15 protein-coding genes are annotated in these 18,150 nt (G+C 73.9%); 12 read left to right on the top strand and 3 right to left on the bottom strand.

The window, feature by feature from the left end:
• Positions 1 to 2 precede the first annotated feature (2 nt).
• The 3 genes from ACFTZC_RS25095 to ACFTZC_RS25105 all read right to left on the bottom strand — a co-directional run bounded on the left by ACFTZC_RS25095 (position 3) and on the right by ACFTZC_RS25105 (position 8,137).
• The gene (locus ACFTZC_RS25095; RefSeq protein WP_382893330.1) at positions 3 to 6,329 is read right to left on the bottom strand and encodes an SDR family NAD(P)-dependent oxidoreductase; all 6,327 of its coding nucleotides are present in this window, start codon (positions 6,327 to 6,329) and stop codon (positions 3 to 5) included.
• Positions 6,330 to 6,449: 120 nt separating this feature from the next.
• Positions 6,450 to 7,229, bottom strand: coding sequence for an enoyl-ACP reductase FabI (gene fabI / locus ACFTZC_RS25100; RefSeq protein ID WP_382893332.1), 780 nt, complete (start codon positions 7,227 to 7,229; stop codon positions 6,450 to 6,452).
• Positions 7,226 to 8,137 (bottom strand): alpha/beta fold hydrolase, encoded by a 912-nt coding sequence (locus ACFTZC_RS25105; protein ID WP_382893334.1) that lies wholly within the window; start codon positions 8,135 to 8,137, stop codon positions 7,226 to 7,228. The genes fabI and ACFTZC_RS25105 overlap by 4 nt, the downstream gene beginning before the upstream one ends.
• Before the next feature lie 258 nt (positions 8,138 to 8,395).
• Between ACFTZC_RS25105 and ACFTZC_RS25110 the strand changes: the two genes are divergently transcribed.
• From ACFTZC_RS25110 to ACFTZC_RS25165, 12 genes are all read left to right on the top strand, one after another.
• Entirely contained in the window at positions 8,396 to 8,572 is a 177-nt protein-coding gene (locus tag ACFTZC_RS25110) for a hypothetical protein (RefSeq protein ID WP_382893335.1), read from the top strand.
• Between the two features lie 10 nt (positions 8,573 to 8,582).
• On the top strand, positions 8,583 to 9,248 hold the full coding sequence (locus tag ACFTZC_RS25115) for a TIGR03086 family metal-binding protein (protein WP_382893337.1): 666 nt from the start codon (positions 8,583 to 8,585) through the stop codon (positions 9,246 to 9,248).
• Positions 9,238 to 9,507 carry a hypothetical protein gene (locus tag ACFTZC_RS25120; RefSeq protein ID WP_382893339.1) on the top strand — a complete coding sequence of 90 codons (270 nt, stop codon included), beginning with the start codon at positions 9,238 to 9,240 and terminating at the stop codon, positions 9,505 to 9,507. The genes ACFTZC_RS25115 and ACFTZC_RS25120 overlap by 11 nt, the downstream gene beginning before the upstream one ends.
• Before the next feature lie 97 nt (positions 9,508 to 9,604).
• Entirely contained in the window at positions 9,605 to 10,570 is a 966-nt protein-coding gene (locus ACFTZC_RS25125; RefSeq protein ID WP_382893341.1) for a hypothetical protein, read from the top strand.
• On the top strand, positions 10,506 to 11,348 hold the full coding sequence (locus ACFTZC_RS25130) for a 4'-phosphopantetheinyl transferase superfamily protein (protein WP_382893343.1): 843 nt from the start codon (positions 10,506 to 10,508) through the stop codon (positions 11,346 to 11,348). Before ACFTZC_RS25125 ends, ACFTZC_RS25130 begins: the two co-directional genes overlap by 65 nt.
• Positions 11,348 to 12,877 carry an AMP-binding protein gene (locus ACFTZC_RS25135; RefSeq protein ID WP_382893345.1) on the top strand — a complete coding sequence of 510 codons (1,530 nt, stop codon included), beginning with the start codon at positions 11,348 to 11,350 and terminating at the stop codon, positions 12,875 to 12,877. Before ACFTZC_RS25130 ends, ACFTZC_RS25135 begins: the two co-directional genes overlap by 1 nt.
• Positions 12,874 to 13,797 carry a hypothetical protein gene (locus tag ACFTZC_RS25140; RefSeq protein WP_382893347.1) on the top strand — a complete coding sequence of 308 codons (924 nt, stop codon included), beginning with the start codon at positions 12,874 to 12,876 and terminating at the stop codon, positions 13,795 to 13,797. Before ACFTZC_RS25135 ends, ACFTZC_RS25140 begins: the two co-directional genes overlap by 4 nt.
• Positions 13,794 to 14,147 carry a 4Fe-4S dicluster domain-containing protein gene (locus tag ACFTZC_RS25145; RefSeq protein WP_382893349.1) on the top strand — a complete coding sequence of 118 codons (354 nt, stop codon included), beginning with the start codon at positions 13,794 to 13,796 and terminating at the stop codon, positions 14,145 to 14,147. Before ACFTZC_RS25140 ends, ACFTZC_RS25145 begins: the two co-directional genes overlap by 4 nt.
• Before the next feature lie 30 nt (positions 14,148 to 14,177).
• Positions 14,178 to 15,443: an aspartate aminotransferase family protein gene (locus ACFTZC_RS25150; RefSeq protein ID WP_382893351.1), complete on the top strand. Its 1,266-nt coding sequence runs from the start codon at positions 14,178 to 14,180 to the stop codon at positions 15,441 to 15,443.
• 120 nt (positions 15,444 to 15,563) lie between these two features.
• Positions 15,564 to 16,640, top strand: a complete 1,077-nt coding sequence (locus ACFTZC_RS25155; protein ID WP_382893352.1) for an SDR family oxidoreductase — start codon at positions 15,564 to 15,566, stop codon at positions 16,638 to 16,640.
• Between the two features lie 70 nt (positions 16,641 to 16,710).
• Positions 16,711 to 17,163 (top strand): hypothetical protein, encoded by a 453-nt coding sequence (locus tag ACFTZC_RS25160; RefSeq protein ID WP_382893354.1) that lies wholly within the window; start codon positions 16,711 to 16,713, stop codon positions 17,161 to 17,163.
• The gene (locus ACFTZC_RS25165; RefSeq protein WP_382893356.1) at positions 17,160 to 18,137 is read left to right on the top strand and encodes a bifunctional lysylphosphatidylglycerol flippase/synthetase MprF; all 978 of its coding nucleotides are present in this window, start codon (positions 17,160 to 17,162) and stop codon (positions 18,135 to 18,137) included. Before ACFTZC_RS25160 ends, ACFTZC_RS25165 begins: the two co-directional genes overlap by 4 nt.
• Positions 18,138 to 18,150 lie beyond the last annotated feature (13 nt).

Genomic DNA, 18,150 nt, shown 5'->3' on the forward strand with positions numbered 1-18,150 from the left:
GGTCAGTCCGTGATCGGGGGAGCGGCCACCAGGTCCTCGACCAGCGCCCCGGACAGGGCCCGTACGGTGCCGTGGGTCCACAGCAGGGTCGGGGAGAGCGCGGTGCCGAACGCGGCCTCCAGCCGGTTGCGCAGCTCCAGGCTCATCAGGGAGTCGAGGCCGAGCGTCCTGAACGGCGTCTCCAGGCCGACGCGTTCCGGAGGGAGCCGCAGCACCCGTCCGGCCAGCTCGCGCACCGCGGCCTCACCGATGCCCGCCCGGGCGTCCGGCGGAGCGGTGAGGAGACGGTCGCGCAGCCCGTCGCCCGGCCGGGCGACCGCGCCGCCGTCGGCCGCCGCGCGCAGCAGCTCCCAGCTCGGCAGTGCGGCGGTGTCGGGGTACGTCTCGAACCACTGCCGCGGGTCGAGGGGTACGTAACCGACGACCGGCTCGTCGTGTTCCAGCATCCGGAGCAGCGCCGGCCAGGCCTCGTGCGCCGGGAAGCCGCCCATACCCCGTTCCGTCAGCCGGGCGCCGCGCCGCTCGTCCGCGGCCGCCAGCCCGATGTCCTCGAACGGCCCCCACTGCACGCTCAGGGCGGGCAGGCCCCGGGCGCGGCGGTGCTCGGCGAGGGCGTCGAGGTGGGCGTTGGCGGCGGCGTACGCGGCCTGCCCGGCGTTGCCCACCAGCGCGGCGGCGGAGGAGAACAGCACGAAGAGCTCGAGCGGGTCGTCCGCGGTCGCCGCGTCGAGGTTGCGGGCACCCGTGGCCTTGGGGGCCAGCACGGCGGCGGCCGACGCCGGGGTCATGGTGTCGATCGTGGCGTCGGAGAGGACGCCCGCCGCGTGGAAGACGCCCCGCAGCGGCGGCAGTTCCTCCCGTACGCGGTGCAGCGCCCCGTCCAGCGCCCGCTCGTCGGCGATGTCGCACCGTACGGTCTTGACCCGGGTGCCGGCCGCCCGCAGCGCCGTGAGGCGCCGCTCGGCGTCGGCGGTGGGGGCCGACCGGCCCAGGAGGGCGAGCGCGCCCGCGCCCCGGGCGGCCAGGAACTCCGCGAGGGAGAGGCCGAGCGCGCCGAGGCCGCCGGTGACGAGATAGGTGGCGTCGGCCCGGAAGCGGCCGTCGGGCAGCGGTACGGGTGCCACCGCCGGGACGCTCCCCGGGTCGGTGAGGACGAACTTGCCGATGTGGTCGCCGTGCGACATCTCGCGCAGCGCGGTCGCCGCCTCGGCGAAGGGGAGGGCGCGCAGCGGCAGCGGGGTCAGCCTGCCCTCGGTGACGTGCTCCCAGACCTCGGCGAGGATCCGGGCGAACCGCCGCGGTCTGCGCTCCATCAGCCCGGCCAGGTCCACGGCGGCGAAGCTGACGCCCTTGCGGAAGGCGTCCAGGGAGATCCGGTGGCCGCCGTGGATGTCCTTCTTGCCCAGTTCGACGAAGCGCCCGTCCTCGGCGAGGACGTCGAGACCGGCCTCGATGGCCGCCCCGGTCAGGGAGTTGAGGACGACGTCCACGCCGCGCCCGCCGGTGGCCGCGCGGACCGCCGGCGCCCAGCCGGGATCCCGTGAGTCGAACACGTCGGTGACGCCGAGGCCGGTGAGGTACCGGCGCTTGGCCTCGCTCCCCGCGGTGGCGACGACCCGGGCGCCGAGGAGCCGGGCGACCTGGACGGCGGCGAGCCCGACGCCTCCGGCGGCCGAGTGGATCAGGACGGTCTCGTCCCGCTCCAGACGGCCGAGTTCGGCGAGCCCGTACCAGGCGGTGGCCATCGCGAGCGGCAGTGCGGCGGCCTCCGGGTCGCCGAGCCCGTCCGGGACCGGGCGGGCATGGTCGGCGCGTACGGTCACCCGGTCGGCGAGGGAGCCGAACGCACAGGCCACCACGCGGTCCCCGGGGCGGTACCCGGTCACGTCGGGGCCGACGGCGACGACCCGGCCCGCGCACTCCCCGCCGAGGAGCCGGGCGCTGCCCGTGGGGTCGGGGTAGGTGCCGAGCGCCTTCATCACGTCGATGAAGTTGAGCGCGGCGGCGTTGACCTCGATCCCGATCTCACCGGGGCCCGGCAGCCGTCCGGCCAGCGGTACGCACTCCACGCCCTCCCAGAGGCCGGGGCGCACGGCGGCCACCCGGAACGGCTGGCGCACGGCGCGCAGGGGCGGGCGCGGGGTGTCCGGCTCCCCGAAGCCGCCGGTGCGGGTGAGCCGGGCGGCCAGCCGGGTCCGCCCGCGCAGCGCGATCTGGTCCTCGCGGTCCGCGCCGAGGATCTCCACGGCGCACGCGCCGGCCCAGCCGTTGTCGGCCGGGTCCACATCGACGGCGCGCGGCTCCAGTTCGCCGTGTTCGCGCCGCAGCACCCGCGTGTAGCCCCAGTAGAGGGCGGCGCCGGGGTCGGGGCGGTCCCCGGCGGCGGCCGACTGGCCCGTCGCCGTGACCACGGTCAGCCGGGGCGCCGCCGCGAGGGCGGCGCAGGCGCGGACGGTGTCGGTGAGCGCGTCCAGTCCCCGCTGCTGGGCCCCGAGGCCCGCGTCCGCCGGGGGCGCCGCGAAGACGACACCGGCCGCCCCGGTCACGCCACCGAGCGCGCCCCGCTCCTCGGGCCCGGTCACCCGGACCACTTCGGCGCCCTCGGCCGCCAGCGCGGCGGCGAGCGGTTCCGCGAGGCCGCCAGGAGCGCCGCAGACGAGCCACGGTCCGGCGGGCACCGCGGCGCCGGGCCGGGGCGCCCCGGCGGCCTCGATCCACCGCAGGCGGTGCAGCCGCGCCGCGTCGCTGCCGGCCGCGCCCGCGCCGGAGCCGGCCAGTTCCGCCAGCCGCAGCCCCTCCATCGCCAATACCGGGCGGCGCTCACCGTCGAAGACCCGTACGTCCACGGTGCCGTCCCCGTGCCGGACGGCATGGGACCACACCCGGGTGACCGGCGGCCCGGCGGGGCGCTCCGCCACCCGGACCGCCCGGATCGAGGTGGGCACCAGGGCCGTGCCCGCCGCGTCCCGCTCGAACAGCGCGAGCGAGACCTGGAGCGCGCCGTCCCACAGCGCCGGATGGAGCACGTACGGCCGCGCGCCCGCCCGCAGTGGCGCGGCGAGTTCCGCGTCGCCCACCGCCTCGTCCCCGTCCGGCCCCCGGTACAGGGCGCGTACGCAGCGGAAGGCGGGCCCGTAGTCGAGCCCCCGCGCCGCGCACGCCTCGTAGAACGGACCGGGTTCCGTGACCGGCGCCGTCTCCAGCCACCCGGGAAGGCCGGGTACGGGCCCGGCGTCGTCCCGGTAGTCGGCGCGGGCCGTGGCGTGCCCGGTCCAGGAGGAGCCGCCCTCCGGCAGTGACAGCAGCCGGAAGCTGCCGCCCTCGGCGATGTCGTCACGCCACTCGACGGCCAGGTGCCCGGGGCCCTCGCCGAAGGCGACGGCCGCGCTCAGCGTGATGTCGCGGAGCGCGCGCGGCGCCGAACCGGTGCGGGCGCGCGCGGTGTTCACGGCCAGCGCCAGGGTCGCGGCACCCGGCAGGACGGCCGTGTCGTGGACCCGGTGGTCGGCGAGCCACGGCAGGTCGGCGACCGCGAGTTCCATCGGCCCGTGCCAGACGTCCCGTTCGCCGGGGGAGGGGGTGAGGCGGACGTCGAGCCCGCGGGCCGCCCCGGAGCGCGGCGCCGCCCCGCCGTCCGGGAGCCAGTGGCGCTCGGGCCGCATCGGGTGCGCCGGCAGCGGGACCGGACGGCACCGGGGCAGGCCGCCGAAGGGTTCGAGCCCCGCGGTGTAGCCGCGTGCGAGCGCGCGGGCGAACGCGCCGGGGCCGCCCTCGCCCCGGCGCAGTGTGGTCAACGCCGCCGCGGACGCCCCGTGTTCGGCGATCAGCTGCTCGACGGCCGGGGTCAGGACCGGATGCGGACTGATCTCCACGACATGGCTGACATCGTTGTCCAGGGAGAGGGTCAGGGAGTCCGCGAAGAGCACGGTGCCGCAGAGGTTGTCCGCCCAGTACGCCGCGTCCATCCGGCGGCCGTCCAGCGGCTCGCCGTACACCGTGGAGAGCAGTTCGACGCTCCCCGGCCCGGGGACGGCCGGCGCGAGTCCGGCCAGCAACTCGTCGCGCAGCTCGGCCATCTGGGGGCTGTGCGAGGCGTAGTCGACATTGACGAGCCGGCAGTACGTGCCGTCCGCGTCCAGCGACTCCTTGAGCGCGAGGACGGCGTCGGCGTCCCCGGACAGGACGCACGAGGTCGGTCCGTTGTGCGCGGCCAGCGCGACCCGGCCCCCGGAGGGGCGGACCGCCGCCAGGGCCGCGTCGCGGTCGAGGTCCACGGCGAGCATCAGCCCGCGCCCGCAGGTCCGGCGGACCACGGCGCTGCGCCGTGCCACCACGAGCGCGGCGTCCTCGTACGAGAGGATCCCGGCGAGTGTGGCGGCCGCGATCTCGCCCTGGCTGTGGCCGATGACGACGTCGGGTTCGACACCGGAGGCCCGCCACAGTTCGGCGAGTCCCAGGGACATCGCCCACAGCACGGGCTGGAGGGTGTCGACCCGCTCCAGCCATCCGTCGCCGGACTTCCCCGCGAAGACGTCCAGCGGATCCCAGGTCAGGTGCGGACGCAGCGCCTCGGCGCAGCGCCCCACGACCTCGGCGAACAGCGGGCTCTCCCGGAACAGTTCCTGTCCCATGCCACTCCACTGGGAGCCCTGCCCGGGGAAGACGAACGCGGTGCGCCCCCGGGCCACGGCCCGTCCCGTCACCACCGCGGTGTGTCCGTCGTCCTCGGGCCGCTCGGACACGGCGGCGAGCGCGGCCGACAGGTCGCCGGGCGTGGTGGCCAGCAGCGCCGCCCGCACCGGGAGGTGACCGCGGCGCCAGGCGAGCGTCCCGGCCAGCTCGGCGACGCCCGCCTCGGTCCCGGGCACCCGCTCCTGGAACTGCGCGGCCCGCTCGGCGAGTACGGAGGGATCCTGGGCCGACAGCGGTACGAAGCCGGGCAGCCCGGTGGGCGGGCGGCCGGACCGGCTCTCCGGCAGGTCCGCGACCGGCGCCGCGCCGACGCCCGGCCGGAGAGCCGCGCCGGAGCTCCGGCCGCCGTCCGTCCCCTCGGGCGGAGCGGCCACGACCACATGGGCGTTGGTGCCGCCCCAGCCGAAGGAGCTGACCCCGAGCCGGACCGGTCCGGTCCGCGGCAGTTCGAGCGGCTCGCGGAGGACCCGTACGTTCAGGTCGTCGAAGGGGATGTCCGGGTTGAGCACCTCGGCGTGGAGGCTCGGCGGGACGACCCGGTGCCGCAGCGCGAGAAGCACCTTGAACAGCCCGCCCATGCCCGCGGCGGCCTCCAGATGCCCGATGTTCGTCTTGACCGAGCCGATCGGCAGGGGGCCGCCCCGACGGTGTCTGGCCACGGCCCGGCCGATCGCGGCGGCCTCCGCGGGATCGCCGCGTCTCGTGCCCGTCCCGTGGGCCTCGATATAGGCGACGGAGTCGGCGTCCACGGCGCCGGGACCGGCCCCGTAGATGTCGCCGAGCAGTTCCTCCTGGGCGCGCGGGTCGGGGGTGACGAGGCTGTCGCCCCCGCCGTCGTTGTTGACCGCCGTCCGCAGGATGACGCCGTGGATCCGGTCCCCGTCCGCCAGCGCGCGCTCCACGGTCTTGAGGCAGAGGGCGGCCACCCCCTCGCCCCGGACGAAGCCGTCGGCGGAGGAGGCGAACGCGGCGCAGCGGCCCTCGGGGGAGAGGCCGCCGAAGTGGGTGAGGCCCACGGAGACGTCGGGGGCCAGGATCAGGTTGGCCGCGCCGACGATCGCGGCGTCGACCTCGCCCTGCCGCAGCGCCTGCGCGGCCAGGTGCAGGGCGACGAGCGAGGAGGAGCAGCCGGATTCGACCGTGAGGCTCGGGCCGCGCAGCCGCAGGAGGTAGCTGATCCGGGCGGCGAGCACGTCCAGGGCGCCGCCGACGATGCTGTGCTGGGTGGGCGGGGTGCCGCGTTCCTTGCGGAGGATCTCGTAGTCGTGCCACGACGCCCCGATGTAGACCCCGGTCCGGGAGCCTTCGAGATCGGCGGGGCGCTGCCCCGCGTCCTCCACGGCGCGCCAGGCCGCTTCCAGGAGCAGTCGCTGCTGGGGGTCGATGTCGGCGGCCTCCCGGGGGGAGATCCCGAAGAAGCCGGCGTCGAACCGGTCGACCCCGTCGAGGAAACCGCCGACGGCCTGCACGTCCTTGGCGGGGTCGAGCTGACGCGCGGCGTCCCAGCGGTCCGGGGGGACGGGGCGGATCGCCTCCCCGCGTTCCATCATGAGCGTCCAGAGGCTTTCCGCGTCGGGCGCGCCGGGGAACCGGCCCGCCATGCCGACGACGGCGAGGGAGTTCGCGTGATCGTCCATGGGTGATCGCATCCTTTGCCTACTGCCGTTCCGGTGCCTGTCGGCGCCCCGGAGGGGGAATATGCGGAGGAGCTGGCGCGGGGTGCCACGGCGTCGTGGACCCGCGCGGGGAGGGACGTGTCAGGCTCCGACGGCGTGGACGCCGCCGTCCACGTGGACGATCTCGCCGGTGGTACGCGGGAACCAGTCCGACAGCAGCGCCACCACACCGCGGGCGGCCGGCTCCGGATCGGAGAGGTCCCAGCCCAGGGGCGCGCGATCGGTCCAGACGTCGTGGAACGTCTCGAAGCCGGGGATCGAGCGGGCGGCCATGGTCTTGACCGGCCCCGCCGCGACGAGGTTGCACCGGATGCCGGAGGAGCCGAGGTCCCGCGCCAGGTACCGGGAGGTGGACTCCAGCGCCGCCTTGGCCACCCCCATCCAGTCGTACGAGGGCCAGGCGACCGTCGCGTCGAAGTCCAGCCCCACGACCGAGCCGCCGTGCTGCTCCATGAGCGGCAGGCAGGCCATGGTCAGCGACTTCAGGGAGTACGCCGAGACCTGGACGGCGGTGGCGACCGACTCCCAGCGGGTGTCCAGGAAGCCGCCGCCGAGCGCGTCGCCCGGCGCGAACGCGATGGAGTGGACGACCCCGTCCAGCCGGGCGTCCTCGCCCAGGTGCTCGCGGATCCGGTCCGCCAGCCCGTCCAGGTGCCGCTGGTCGGTGACGTCCAGTTCGATGACGGGGGCGGGTTTCGGCAGCCGGCCCGCGATCCGCTCGACCAGACTGAGCCGTCCGTAGCCGGTGAGGACGACCTGGGCGCCCTCGTTCTGGGCCAGCCTCGCGGCGTGGAAGGCGATCGAGGAGTCCATCAGGACGCCGGTGACCAGAATGTTCTTGCCGGCCAGCAGTCCGCTCATCGGATCGTCTCCTGCGACTGCTCGCCGGCCGCCGGCGCGGTGCCGGGTGCCTCCTCCCGGCGTCCCTCGTCCACGAAGTCCAGAATGGTGGCCACCACGCCGGGGTCGCCCAGGATGCGGCGGTGCCCGAGCCCCTCGGTGACGGTCAGCCGCGCCCGGTCGCCGTAGGCGTCGGCGACCCGGTGCGCGTGGGCGACCCCGACCATCTCGTCACCCTCGTCGTGCAGCAGCAGGATCGGCACCTGGATCTCCTCCGGCCGGTCCAGCACGGAGAAGCGGTTCCAGATGTCCGGCTCCCCGGGGAAGAGGTCCCGTTCGATCCGGCCCCGCAGCGCGGCCTTGAGCGGTGCGCGCAGTCCGAGCTGGGCGCAGAACTCGTCGACCAGGTAGTCGAAGTCGGGGACCCCGCTCAGCGCGGCGATCCGTCCCGTCCGTACCTGCGTGCGCAGGGTGAGGAAGGTCGCCAGAACGCCGAGCGAGTGGGCGACCACCGCCTCGAAGTCCCCGTACTCACGGTGGAGTTCGCTGATGATGGCGCGGTACTCCACGATCGTGGTGCTGCGCCCGGTGGCCTCGCCGTGGCCCGGTGTGTCGAAGGTGATGACGCTGTAGCCGCGGTCGAGCAGCCCGGGGACGAAGTCGGCGAACCGGGAGCCGCGCGACTGCCAGCCGTGGACACACAGCACCGGACGCTCGCCGGTGCCCCAGCGGTAGGTCACCGCGGTCTTGCCGTTGATCTCCACCTGTCCGGTCGTCGCCGTCTCCATCAGCCGCCGGTCGGCCGGACGCGCCTTGCCCCGCGCGAGCGGCAGCCGGAACAGCGTGAAGGCCCCCGCGCCCGCGAGCCGTCCGGAGACGCGGGAGAGGGTGTTGAGGACGGTGCCGGCTACTGCCGCGGTGGGATCCATGCCCGGTCTCCTCCGTAGGCCACTAAGGAGGCAAAATGCTAGCACGAACGACCGTGCTCTTATATGGTGAAGCCGCGCCCTCGAAGTCCGGACACGGTCCGGCGGTCCGCCGAGCGCACCCTCTCCGGCCGGGCGCACCGCCCCGACCGGCCGTCACCCGGCCGCGCGCCGACCACCGCCCGGCCTGCCCGGGGCCCTTCCGGTCCACCGGGAGGACCGGCATCGCACCGGCCAACCCACCGCCCTGATGGAGGACACATGGCACCGACCTCACCGGGACTCGCCGCGCTTCCCACCAAGGCGGGACCGAACCAGCGGTTCAAGGACGAGCTGGACCGGATCATCGAGGAACAGCTCTTCCCGGAAGAGCCGTCCGACGGCCCCGTCCCGACCGGCGAGCCCGCGGCCGCGCGGCAGACCCGTACCCCCCGCTGAAAGGAAACCCGTGGACACGACCGACATCGTCGCCCTCGACCGGAGCGCCGTGCTGGAGACGGTCCGGATCATCGACCTGGCCGCGCCCGGGGACTGGGACAGACCCACGCCCTGCGCGGACTGGACGCTGCGTCAACTGGTCGAGCACATGGCCGGGCAGCACCACGGATTCGCCGCGTCGGCGGGCGGGGGCGGCGGGGACCTCTCCGTATGGAAGGAACTCCCGCTCGGCGACGACCCGCGGGCCGGTTACCGGGCGGCGGCGGAGCGGGCGCTCGACGCCTTCGCCGGACCCGGGATCACCGAGGCACCGTTCCTGCTGCCGGAGATCAGGCCCCAGGGAGCCTTCCCCGGCAGACTCGCCATCGGTTTCCACTTCCTGGACCACGTCGTGCACGGCTGGGACCTGGCGGCGGCCCTCGGTGTGCCGCTCACCCTGCCCGAGGACGTGGTGCGGGCCGCACTGCCCCTGGCCCGGCTGGTGCCCGACGACGAACGGCGGCGCGCGCCCGGGGCACAGTTCCTGCCCGCCCAGCCGTCGTCCGCGCAGGCCGGACCGCTGGAACACGTACTGACGGCGCTCGGCCGGCACCCCGACTGGACCCCGGTCCACCGGGATCCGACCCCTGCCGGCGAGGCCGATCGCCACCTACCGGAGGACACCCATGTTCGCTGAGCTCAGAACCCATGTCGCCCGACGCCTCGGACTGCCCGAGGACGAGGTGTTCGGCGCGGACCGTCCGCTCTCCGCCGTCCTGGCCGCCTCCCCGACGGCGATCAACTCCATCGATCTCCTGGACGCCTTCGCGGGCGCCCTCGCCGACGCCGGACTCGGCGACGACGACGCGGAACTGCCCACCATGACCCTCAACCACACCGCGGACGAGGTCCTCGCGGTGCTCGGAGCACAGCTCACCGCCGCCGAGTCCTCCTGACCCCCGCGGGCCGGCACCCAGGCAACCGCACCACCGGATCCGTCGCGACAGCCCTGCACCGCACCCTCCGACCGGAAGGCCGCAACCCATGCTGATCATGACCGATATCGTCCAGGAGCTGAAGGCGGGAGCGACCATCACCGACGTCCTCCGCTCCCAGCAGAGCTACCACGAGCAGCGCCGCTGGGGCACCGACGCCCTCTTCGACGGACGCCGCCTCAGCCGACCCTCCGCCGCCGACCGGGCCGCCCTCTGGCACGCCGCCCGCGCCGAACTCACCACCCAGCCCGCCGGCATCAGGCTCGCCGTCGACGGGGTCAAACTCGCCAACGAGATACGGGAGTCCAACCCGCTCGGCTCCGACGTCCTGCACATCGCCGCCGCCTGGTCCGCCCGCTACTGGCTGGAGGAGGAGGCCCACCACGAGATCGCCTTCGGCCGCCTCATGGAGATGGCCGGCATCGACCCGATCGAGGAGACCGAGGTGGTCGAGTGCCGCGGCGAACTGCCGCGCGACAACTACGCCCGGGTCTGCGTCCTCCAGGCCTGTGTGGAGATCGAGGCGTGTGTCTCGTACGGCTGGGCCGCCCGCGGCACCGAGGACGAACTGGTCCACGACGTCTTCCACACCGTGATGAAGGACGAGGTGCAGCACCGCCAGTACTTCGCCTCCTTCGCCAAGGCCCTGGTGGAGACCGGCGTCTACCCGGTCAAGGACGTGCTGTCGATGGCGTACAGCTGGGTGCGTCCGGACGGCGGCGAGACCTTCGGCTCCGCCCGCGAGGCCCAGACGGAGCGTCAGGGACATGTGAACTGGTGGGAGCGGGTCCGCACCGGCGACGAGGAGTACGGACTCGCGGACGACTCGCTCCACGAGGGCCCCATCCACGCCAAGAAGCTGTCCAGCGTCTTCGCCCTCGTCCGCGAGGCGACCGGAATCCAGGCGGAGTCCTACGATGACCTCAAGCGCGCCTACTTCGCCAGCCTCCGCACCAACGATGTCGACCGGATTCGATCTGCAGTCCGTGCCGGAGCTGCGCGCGAAACGGCATCTGCTCACTAGCCGGGCCGTCTTCACCGCCGCCGAGCTCGCCCACTGCCGCTCCCGCCCCGACCCCGCGGCCTCGCTGACCGGACTGTTCTCCGCGAAGGAGGCCTGCGTCAAGGCGCTGAGCACACTCGGCGGAGCACCGCCGTACACCTTTCCCGAGATCGAGATCACCTACGGGCCGGCGGGACAGCCCCGGCTGCGCCCGCACGGGCGGCTGGCCGGCTGGTGGGCGGAGCGCCGGCTGGCCGCCGAGATCTCGATCAGCCACACGGGAGACCTGGCGGGATCCGTCGCCGTACTGCTGGAAGACAGGGGAACGGGAATGGGAGACACCACCACACTGCCACCACCGGCGCCGGCCCCGACGCCGGCGGACGAGTGGGACGTGACGGAACACCGTGCCGAGATCGAGCTGCGCCCGAACGACTTCGACTGGGCCGGCCACCTCAACAACAGCGTCCATCCGCAGTTGCTGGAGACCGGACGCTGGCAGTGGGCACTCGCCAACGACGTGGACCTGCGGGACAGCGAGCTGGTGGCCGTCGTGCTCCAACTGAGCCTGGACTACGTCAAATCGGTGGAGTGGAACCCGGTCGGCAAGGTCGCCGTACGGACCTCGCTCGCCGAACGGTCCGCGTACAGCTTCACCCTCGCGCAGGACATCGAGGAACTCGACGGCACCGTCGTGGCCAGGGGACGGGTCCGCCTCGGCCTCGTCGAACGCGGCACCCAACGGATCCACCGCGCCGACCTGGCCGCGCTGCGCCGGACCCCGGGACGGGCCGGCTGATGGCGGCGGGCACACTCCCCGAGGCCATCGCGAGCCAGGCGTACCGGCAGGACGCCACGGTCACCTTCGGCACCTCGCCCCGGCGGGAAACACTGCACCACCCCCTGCTGGCCGAGCGGATCGCCGCCGCGGCCGGCGGTTTCGCCGCCCAGGGGGTCCGGCCGGGCGACCGGGTCCTGCTGCGGATCAGCAGTTCCCGGGACGGGGTGCTCGCGCTGCTCGGGCTGATGCACCTGGGGGCCGTGCCGGTCTCGGTCAAGCCCCGGGTGCCCGGCACGATCACCGGCCAGTACACCGCCCTCGTCGCGCGGCAGCAGGGCGCCCGGCACGCGTACCGCATCAGCGGCCCGGGGCTGCGGGAGATCACACTGGTCGAGGACGCGCGGCCGGTGCGGGAGCCGGCCGAGGCGGACCCGGAGGACATCGCCTTCGTCCAGTACTCCAGCGGATCCACCGGGATGCCCCGGCCCATCCCGCTCAGCCACCGGGCCCTCGTCGGCAACACCGAGGCCATCCGCGCCGTCGGGGGCATGCGGCCGGGCCACTCCGGGCTGATCGCCCTGCCGCTCCATCACGACATGGGTCTGGTCGGGCTGCTCAGCGGACTCGCCGGCGCCCTGAACGTCGTGGTGGAGGAGCCCGGTACGTTCCTGCGCCGGCCCATGGCGGCGCTGCGGCTGCTCCGGGACGCCCCCGCCGTGCACAGCGCCCTCCCCGACTTCATGCTCCGCTACCTCGCGGCCAGGATCGGGGAGGCCGCGCGGGCGGACGGGCCGGACCCCGGTCTGCTGCGGCGGTGGCACACCGTGTTCAGCGGGGCGGAGCCGATCCGCCGGGACTCGGTGCGCGACTTCCTCGCCGCGACCGGCCCCTGGGGGTTCCCGCCGTCCGCGCTGGTGTTCTGCTACGGACTCGCGGAGGCCGGGCTGATGGCCACCTCCCACCGGTACACCGACGCGGCCCCGAACTTCGCCGAGGAGTCCGGCACCGGCGGCGCTCCGGGCGCCGCCTGCCTCGGCCCCCCGGTCCCCGGGCTCGACCTGGAGATCGTCGACGAGCACGGGGCACGCCGCCCGGAGGGCGAACTCGGCACCGTACGGCTGCGCGGGCGCACCCTCTTCAACGGCTACGACGGGGCCACCGACCACCGCGTCCAGTGGTTCGACACCGGTGATCTGGGCCGGCTGCGGGCCGGCCGGCTCTATCTGCACGGGCGCAGGGGCGACCGCGTCTCCGTCAACGGGGTGAACGTGTTCGTCGTGGACATCGAGCACCGGGTGCTGGCGGAGCCGGGCGTCGCCGAGTGTGTCGCCCTGGCGCACGAGGACGGGTTCACCGTCCTGGTCGTGCCCGAGCGGACGGCGACCGTGGACACCGGCGCCGTCGCCGCCGGTATCGCCGCGGACTTCGGTGTGGCGCCCCGCGCCGTACTCCAGGTCAAGCGCGGCGGGATCGCCCGCACCGCGAGCGGAAAACCGGCGCGTACCCATATGACCGCCCAGCTGGAGAAGGGAATACCGTTCACGTGACGACCGACAGCGCCACCGGTCCCGGTGGCGGCACGGGCATCGCCGTGGCGTCCGGCATGCTCAAGGGTGTCTTCGGACACGGTGTGCTCGCCGCCTTCGAGGAACGCGGGCTGCGCGCCCGGGTGTACGGGACGGCCTCCTCGTCCGGCCTCTCCGGGGGCCTCGCCGCCATCGGCAGGGCGCGCGAGGTGGGGGTGGACTACTGGCTGCGGGCGGCGGCGGGAGCGGCGCGCACCGGGATGAGCCAGGTGGCGCTGGAGAGCATCCGGGAGTACGGGCCGACGCTGCGCGCCGGGCTGTTCCGGGACGACGCGCCCGATCTGCTCCTCGCCACCAGCAAGGTCACGACGGAGGCGGGCGCCGAACTCACCCAGGGCCCCGGCGCGAAGCGGCTGGGCCGGCAGCTCCTGCGCGACACCCTCAGCGGCGACCGGAGCTGGGTCGAACGCCACCTGGCGCCGGTCGTCTTCGCCACCCGCCCGGAGCGCGCGGGGCCGGGCGCCGCCCGGCTGACGGAGGCCAACTACGACGCCGTCGCCTATGCCTCGACCCGGATGCTGCACGCGTGGGCGGTACCGGCCGAAGTGGACGGCGAGCCGTACGTGGACGCCTCGTACACCTGCGCCTGCCCCGCCCGGGAGGTGGCGGAGACCGGGGTCTCCTCGCTGATCGTGATCGGCTCCGACCCGTTCCCGCTGTACCGGGACCTCTACGGCTCCGAGGAGATCGTGGACGGTGCCCCGCTGGGCCGCGCCCGGGTCCTGGTGGTGCGGCCCGCCGACGACCTCAAGACGCTGGGCGTCGACTACGGGGCGGCCACCGAGGAGGGACTCGCCGGCGCCTACGCGGTGGGCCTGGAGACAGGCCACCGCTTCGCCGACGACCACGGAGAGCTACTGACCAACGGGAGTGGATCATGACCCATGTCGTCACCGAACAGTGTGTTCACTGCAAGTTCGCGGAGTGTGTCACCTACTGCCCGGTGGCCTGCTTCCGGGAGGCCGACAGCTTCCTCGTGATCGACCCCGACGAGTGCATCGACTGCAGCAACTGCGTCCAGGCGTGCCCCAGCGACGCGATCTACCCGGAGGACGAGGTGCCCGCCGAACTGGCCCCCGCCCTGGAGTGGAACGCGCGGCTCGCGCCGCTGCTGCCGCTGGCCACCACCCGTGTCCAGCCCCTCGACGACGCCGAGAAGTGGAACGGCGCCCCGGACAAGTGGGCCTCGCTCGCCCCCGACCTGGCACCGCGCGGCTCGCAGAGAGCCTGAGCCGGTGCCTTCCCCTGGAGAGTGTTCACGATGAACGCCGGCTTGTCGGACAGCAGACCCTCCGAGAACGAACTGATCGACCTGCACCGGAAACATCTGGGCAGGGGGCGCAGTCAACTGGCGGCACTCTTCGGCAGCCTCGTCGAGGACTCCGCCGCCGGCGCCCGCGTCACCACCACCGACGGGCAGGAATTCCTCAACTGCGGTGGTTACGGTGTGTTCTTCGCGGGCGCGGGCCACCCGCGGGTCGTCGAGGCGGTACGGCGGCAGGCCGAACGCCAGGCCCTCTCCACCCGCCTCTTCCTCGACCCCGCGGTGGGTCTCGCCGCCCAGGCGCTGACCTCCGTGGCACCGGCCGGGCTGGACCGGGTGCACTTCTCCGGATCCGGCGCCGAGGCCACCGAGACGGCCGTCAAACTGGCCAGGGCACACGGCAGACGACGGCTGATCTCGATGGAGAACGGGTACCACGGCAAGACCGTGGGAGCGCTCTCGCTGACGGCCAAGTCCTTCTACCAGGACCCGTTCCGGCCCCTCCTGCCCGGTGTCACCCACGTCCCCTTCGGTGAGGTCGCGGCACTGGCCGAGGCGCTCCGTACCGGCGGCGAGGGCGAGGCCTGCGTCGTGGTCGAACCGGTGCAGAGCGAGGCCGGGGTGATCATGCCGCCGCCCGGCTACCTCGCGGAGGTGGCGGCGCTGTGCCGGGAGCACCGGGCGCTCCTCGTGGTGGACGAGGTGATGACCGGGCTGGGCCGGCTCGGAGCCTGGTGGGGGAGTGAACTCGCCGGGGTACGGCCGGACATGCTGCTCGTCGGCAAGGCGCTGTCCGGCGGTGTCATGCCGGTGTCCGCCGTGCTGGCGACCCCGGAGGTGTTCGAGCCCTTCGACACCGATCCCTTCCTGCACACCTCCACCTACTCCGGCGCCCCGATCGCGATGGCGGCGGTACGCGCCACCGTCGAGGTGATCCGGGACGAGGGGCTGGTGGACCGGGCCGCGGTGACCGGCGCGCGGCTCCTCGGCGCCCTGCGCGCCATCGCCGCCGAGCGGGCACCGCGCCTGGTCCGCGAGGTGCGCGGCGCCGGTCTGCTGATCGGTGTCGAACTCGACAACGCCAGCATGGCCGGCGAACTGCTGCTGGAGATGGTCGACCGCCATGTCGTGGTCAACCACTCGCTCAACGCCCACCCGGTGGTCCGTCTCACGCCGCCCGCCACCCTCACCCCGGCCGAGGAGGCCGAGCTGCTGACGGCGTTCGACGACTCCTTGACGGCCATGGCGAAGAACTTCTCCTGACCCCTTCGGCGACACACGAACCCCCGCAGCGACAGCACGCGACCCCCTTCAGCAACACGCGAACCCCTTCAGCGACAGCACGCGAACCCGTTCAGCGACAGCACGCGAAAGGCCGCGCATATGACTTCGCCAGCCAGAACTGTCCTGCTCACCGGTGGTGCCGGGGTGCTCGGCACGGCGCTCATCCCCCAACTGCGCGACTACCGCGTCATCGGCCTGGCACGCCGGCGGCCCCTCGCCGGCTGCGACGAGGTGGTGCGCGGTGACATCTCCCGGCCACGGCTCGGGCTCGACCCGGCCCGCTACCGGACCCTGTGCGCCGAAGTCGACGTGGTGGTCCACGCGGCGGGCATGGTGAAGTTCAGCGGCACCGCCGAGGAGATGCGGACCCACAACGTCGAAGGGGCCCGGCGGATCTCCCGCTTCGCGGTCGACGCGGGCGCGCCGATGATCCATGTCAGCAGCGCCTACGTGGCCCGGCGGGAGGAGATCCTCGCCGCGGGCGGCGACCGGACGGGGCGGGCGGGCAGCAGCCCCTCCCAGTACGTGTCGTCCAAGGTCGCCGGCGAGGAGGCCGTCACCGGCAGCGGCGCGCAGGCCGTGATCGTACGCCCGTCGATCATCATCGGTGACTCCGTCACCGGCGAGATCTCCGAGGCGCAGGGGCTGCACACCTTCGCCCACCAGGTGCTGCTCAACCGGCTGCCCTTCACACCGAGCGAGCCCACCGGCTACGTGGACTTCGTGCCGCGGGACGTCGTGGCGCGGGCGATCGTCTCCCTGCTGGACTCCGGCGCACGCACGGGCGAGTACTGGCTCAGCGGCGGCGCGAACGCGCTCACCACCGAGCGGCTGGTCCAGCTGATCATCGAGGAGGCCGCCGCCGAGGGCATCCGGGTCGAGCCGCTGCGGATCCTCGCCCCCGACGTCGTCGAGCGCCTGATCCGCCCGGCCTTCTTCGACGTGGTGCCGGGCTGGGCGAAGACCAGACTCGACCGGCTGCTGGACCAGACCGCCGTGCTCTTCCACCGGCATCCGCTCCCCAGTTCACTGGCGGAGATACCCGGCTGCGCGGCCGCGGCGGACCTCCGGGCGAACGAGGAGGCGTGGCGGGCGTCGGTGCGTCATCTGGTCAGGACGCGGCACCACATCTACGCCCGGGCGGGCTCCCGCGTACCGGCGCCGGGCCCCGTGTGACGGGCCCCGTGCGATCCGGCCGGGTCCGCCGGCGGGTCAGGTCCTCAGCCGTCACGAGCGAAGGAGATCCATGAGCGCGGAGCAGGCCTTCGGGCACCGGCAGAACTACCTGACGACCCGGGCCGAGTACCTGGGTGTCCTCGTGGTGGCCGCCGTCGCCTTCCTGTGGCACATCGACGAGGTGCGCTGGGGCCCGGCCTTCCTGTTGTTCCTCTACATCGACCTCATCGGCTACATCCCGGGCCTGATCGCGTACACACTCTCCGAGGACGGCCGGATCCACCCGGCGTTCCACATCCTCTACAACGTGATGCACACCTGGCTGACGGCGGGAGCGGTGGTCCTGCTGTGGGCGTGGCTGGTGCGCCCCGAGTGGGCGCTGCTGATGGTCCCGATCCATCTGTTCGGCGACCGCGGCCTGCTGGGCAACTACGCCAAGCCGGTCGGCCTGCCCTTCGAGCACCTGGAGACCAAGCGGCAGAAGGCGCACCAGGCGCGGCGGGCGGGGGCGCACGCCCTATGACAGCCCCGTCGCCGGACGCGCTGGAGAGCATCACCGCGTACGCCGATCATCCCAGCGGGTTCATCGCGTACAACGACGGGGCCGAGCACTTCACCTCCGCCTCGGTGCCGGGTGTCATCGCGTACCGGCGCCGCGGTGGCAGTGTGTTCGTCTTCGGCGGCCCGTTCGCACCGGCGGAGCACCGCGGCGCGCTGCTGGCCGAGTTCCAGGAGCGGGTGGCCGGCCGCGGGCGCGGGCTGGTGGCGGCCCAGGTCCGGGCGGCGGATGTGGAGCTGTTCGCCGGCCGGGGCTGGACGGTCAACCAGCTCGGCAGCTCGTACAGCATCGACCTGGGGCGTTTCTCGCTGAAGGGGAAGGCGCTGGCGAAGATCCGGCAGAACCTGGCCCGGGCGCGGCGAGAAGGGGTGACGGTCCGGGAGGCACCGGCCGGCACCCACCTCCCGGTGCTCGACGAGATCGACCGGAAGTGGCTGCGGGACAAGGGCCGGCACGTCAAGCGGATGACGTTCCTGGTGGGCGAGCGCGAGGGCCGAGGGGCCCCGCACCGGCGGCTGTTCACCGCCCACCGCGACGGCGCGGTCATCGGGTACGTCTCCTACTCGCCCGCGTACGGCAGCCGGCCCGGCTGGCTGTACGACCTGACCCGGCGCACCCCGGAGGCGGCCGTCGGCACGATCGAGCTGATCAATCTCACGGCCCTGACGGCCTTCGCCGGGGAGGGGGCCGGATGGCTGCACCTCGGGCTCACCCCGTTCGCCGGGCTGGGCCCCGAGCCGGCGAACGCGAGTCCGCTGATCAGCCGCGCGGTTCGGCTGATCGCCGAGCGGGGAGCGTCTCTCTACCCGGCCCGGTCGCAGCAGGCGTTCAAGCTCAAATGGGCGCCGCAGGTGATCGAGCCCGAATACGTGGCGTTCCGGGGCGGACCCCGGCCGTCCTCCCTCTGGCAGCTGCTCCGCATCACCAACACCATCTGATCCGACCGACTTT

Source organism: Streptomyces sp. NPDC056987 (assembly GCF_042673865.1).
Taxonomy (GTDB): domain Bacteria; phylum Actinomycetota; class Actinomycetes; order Streptomycetales; family Streptomycetaceae; genus Streptomyces.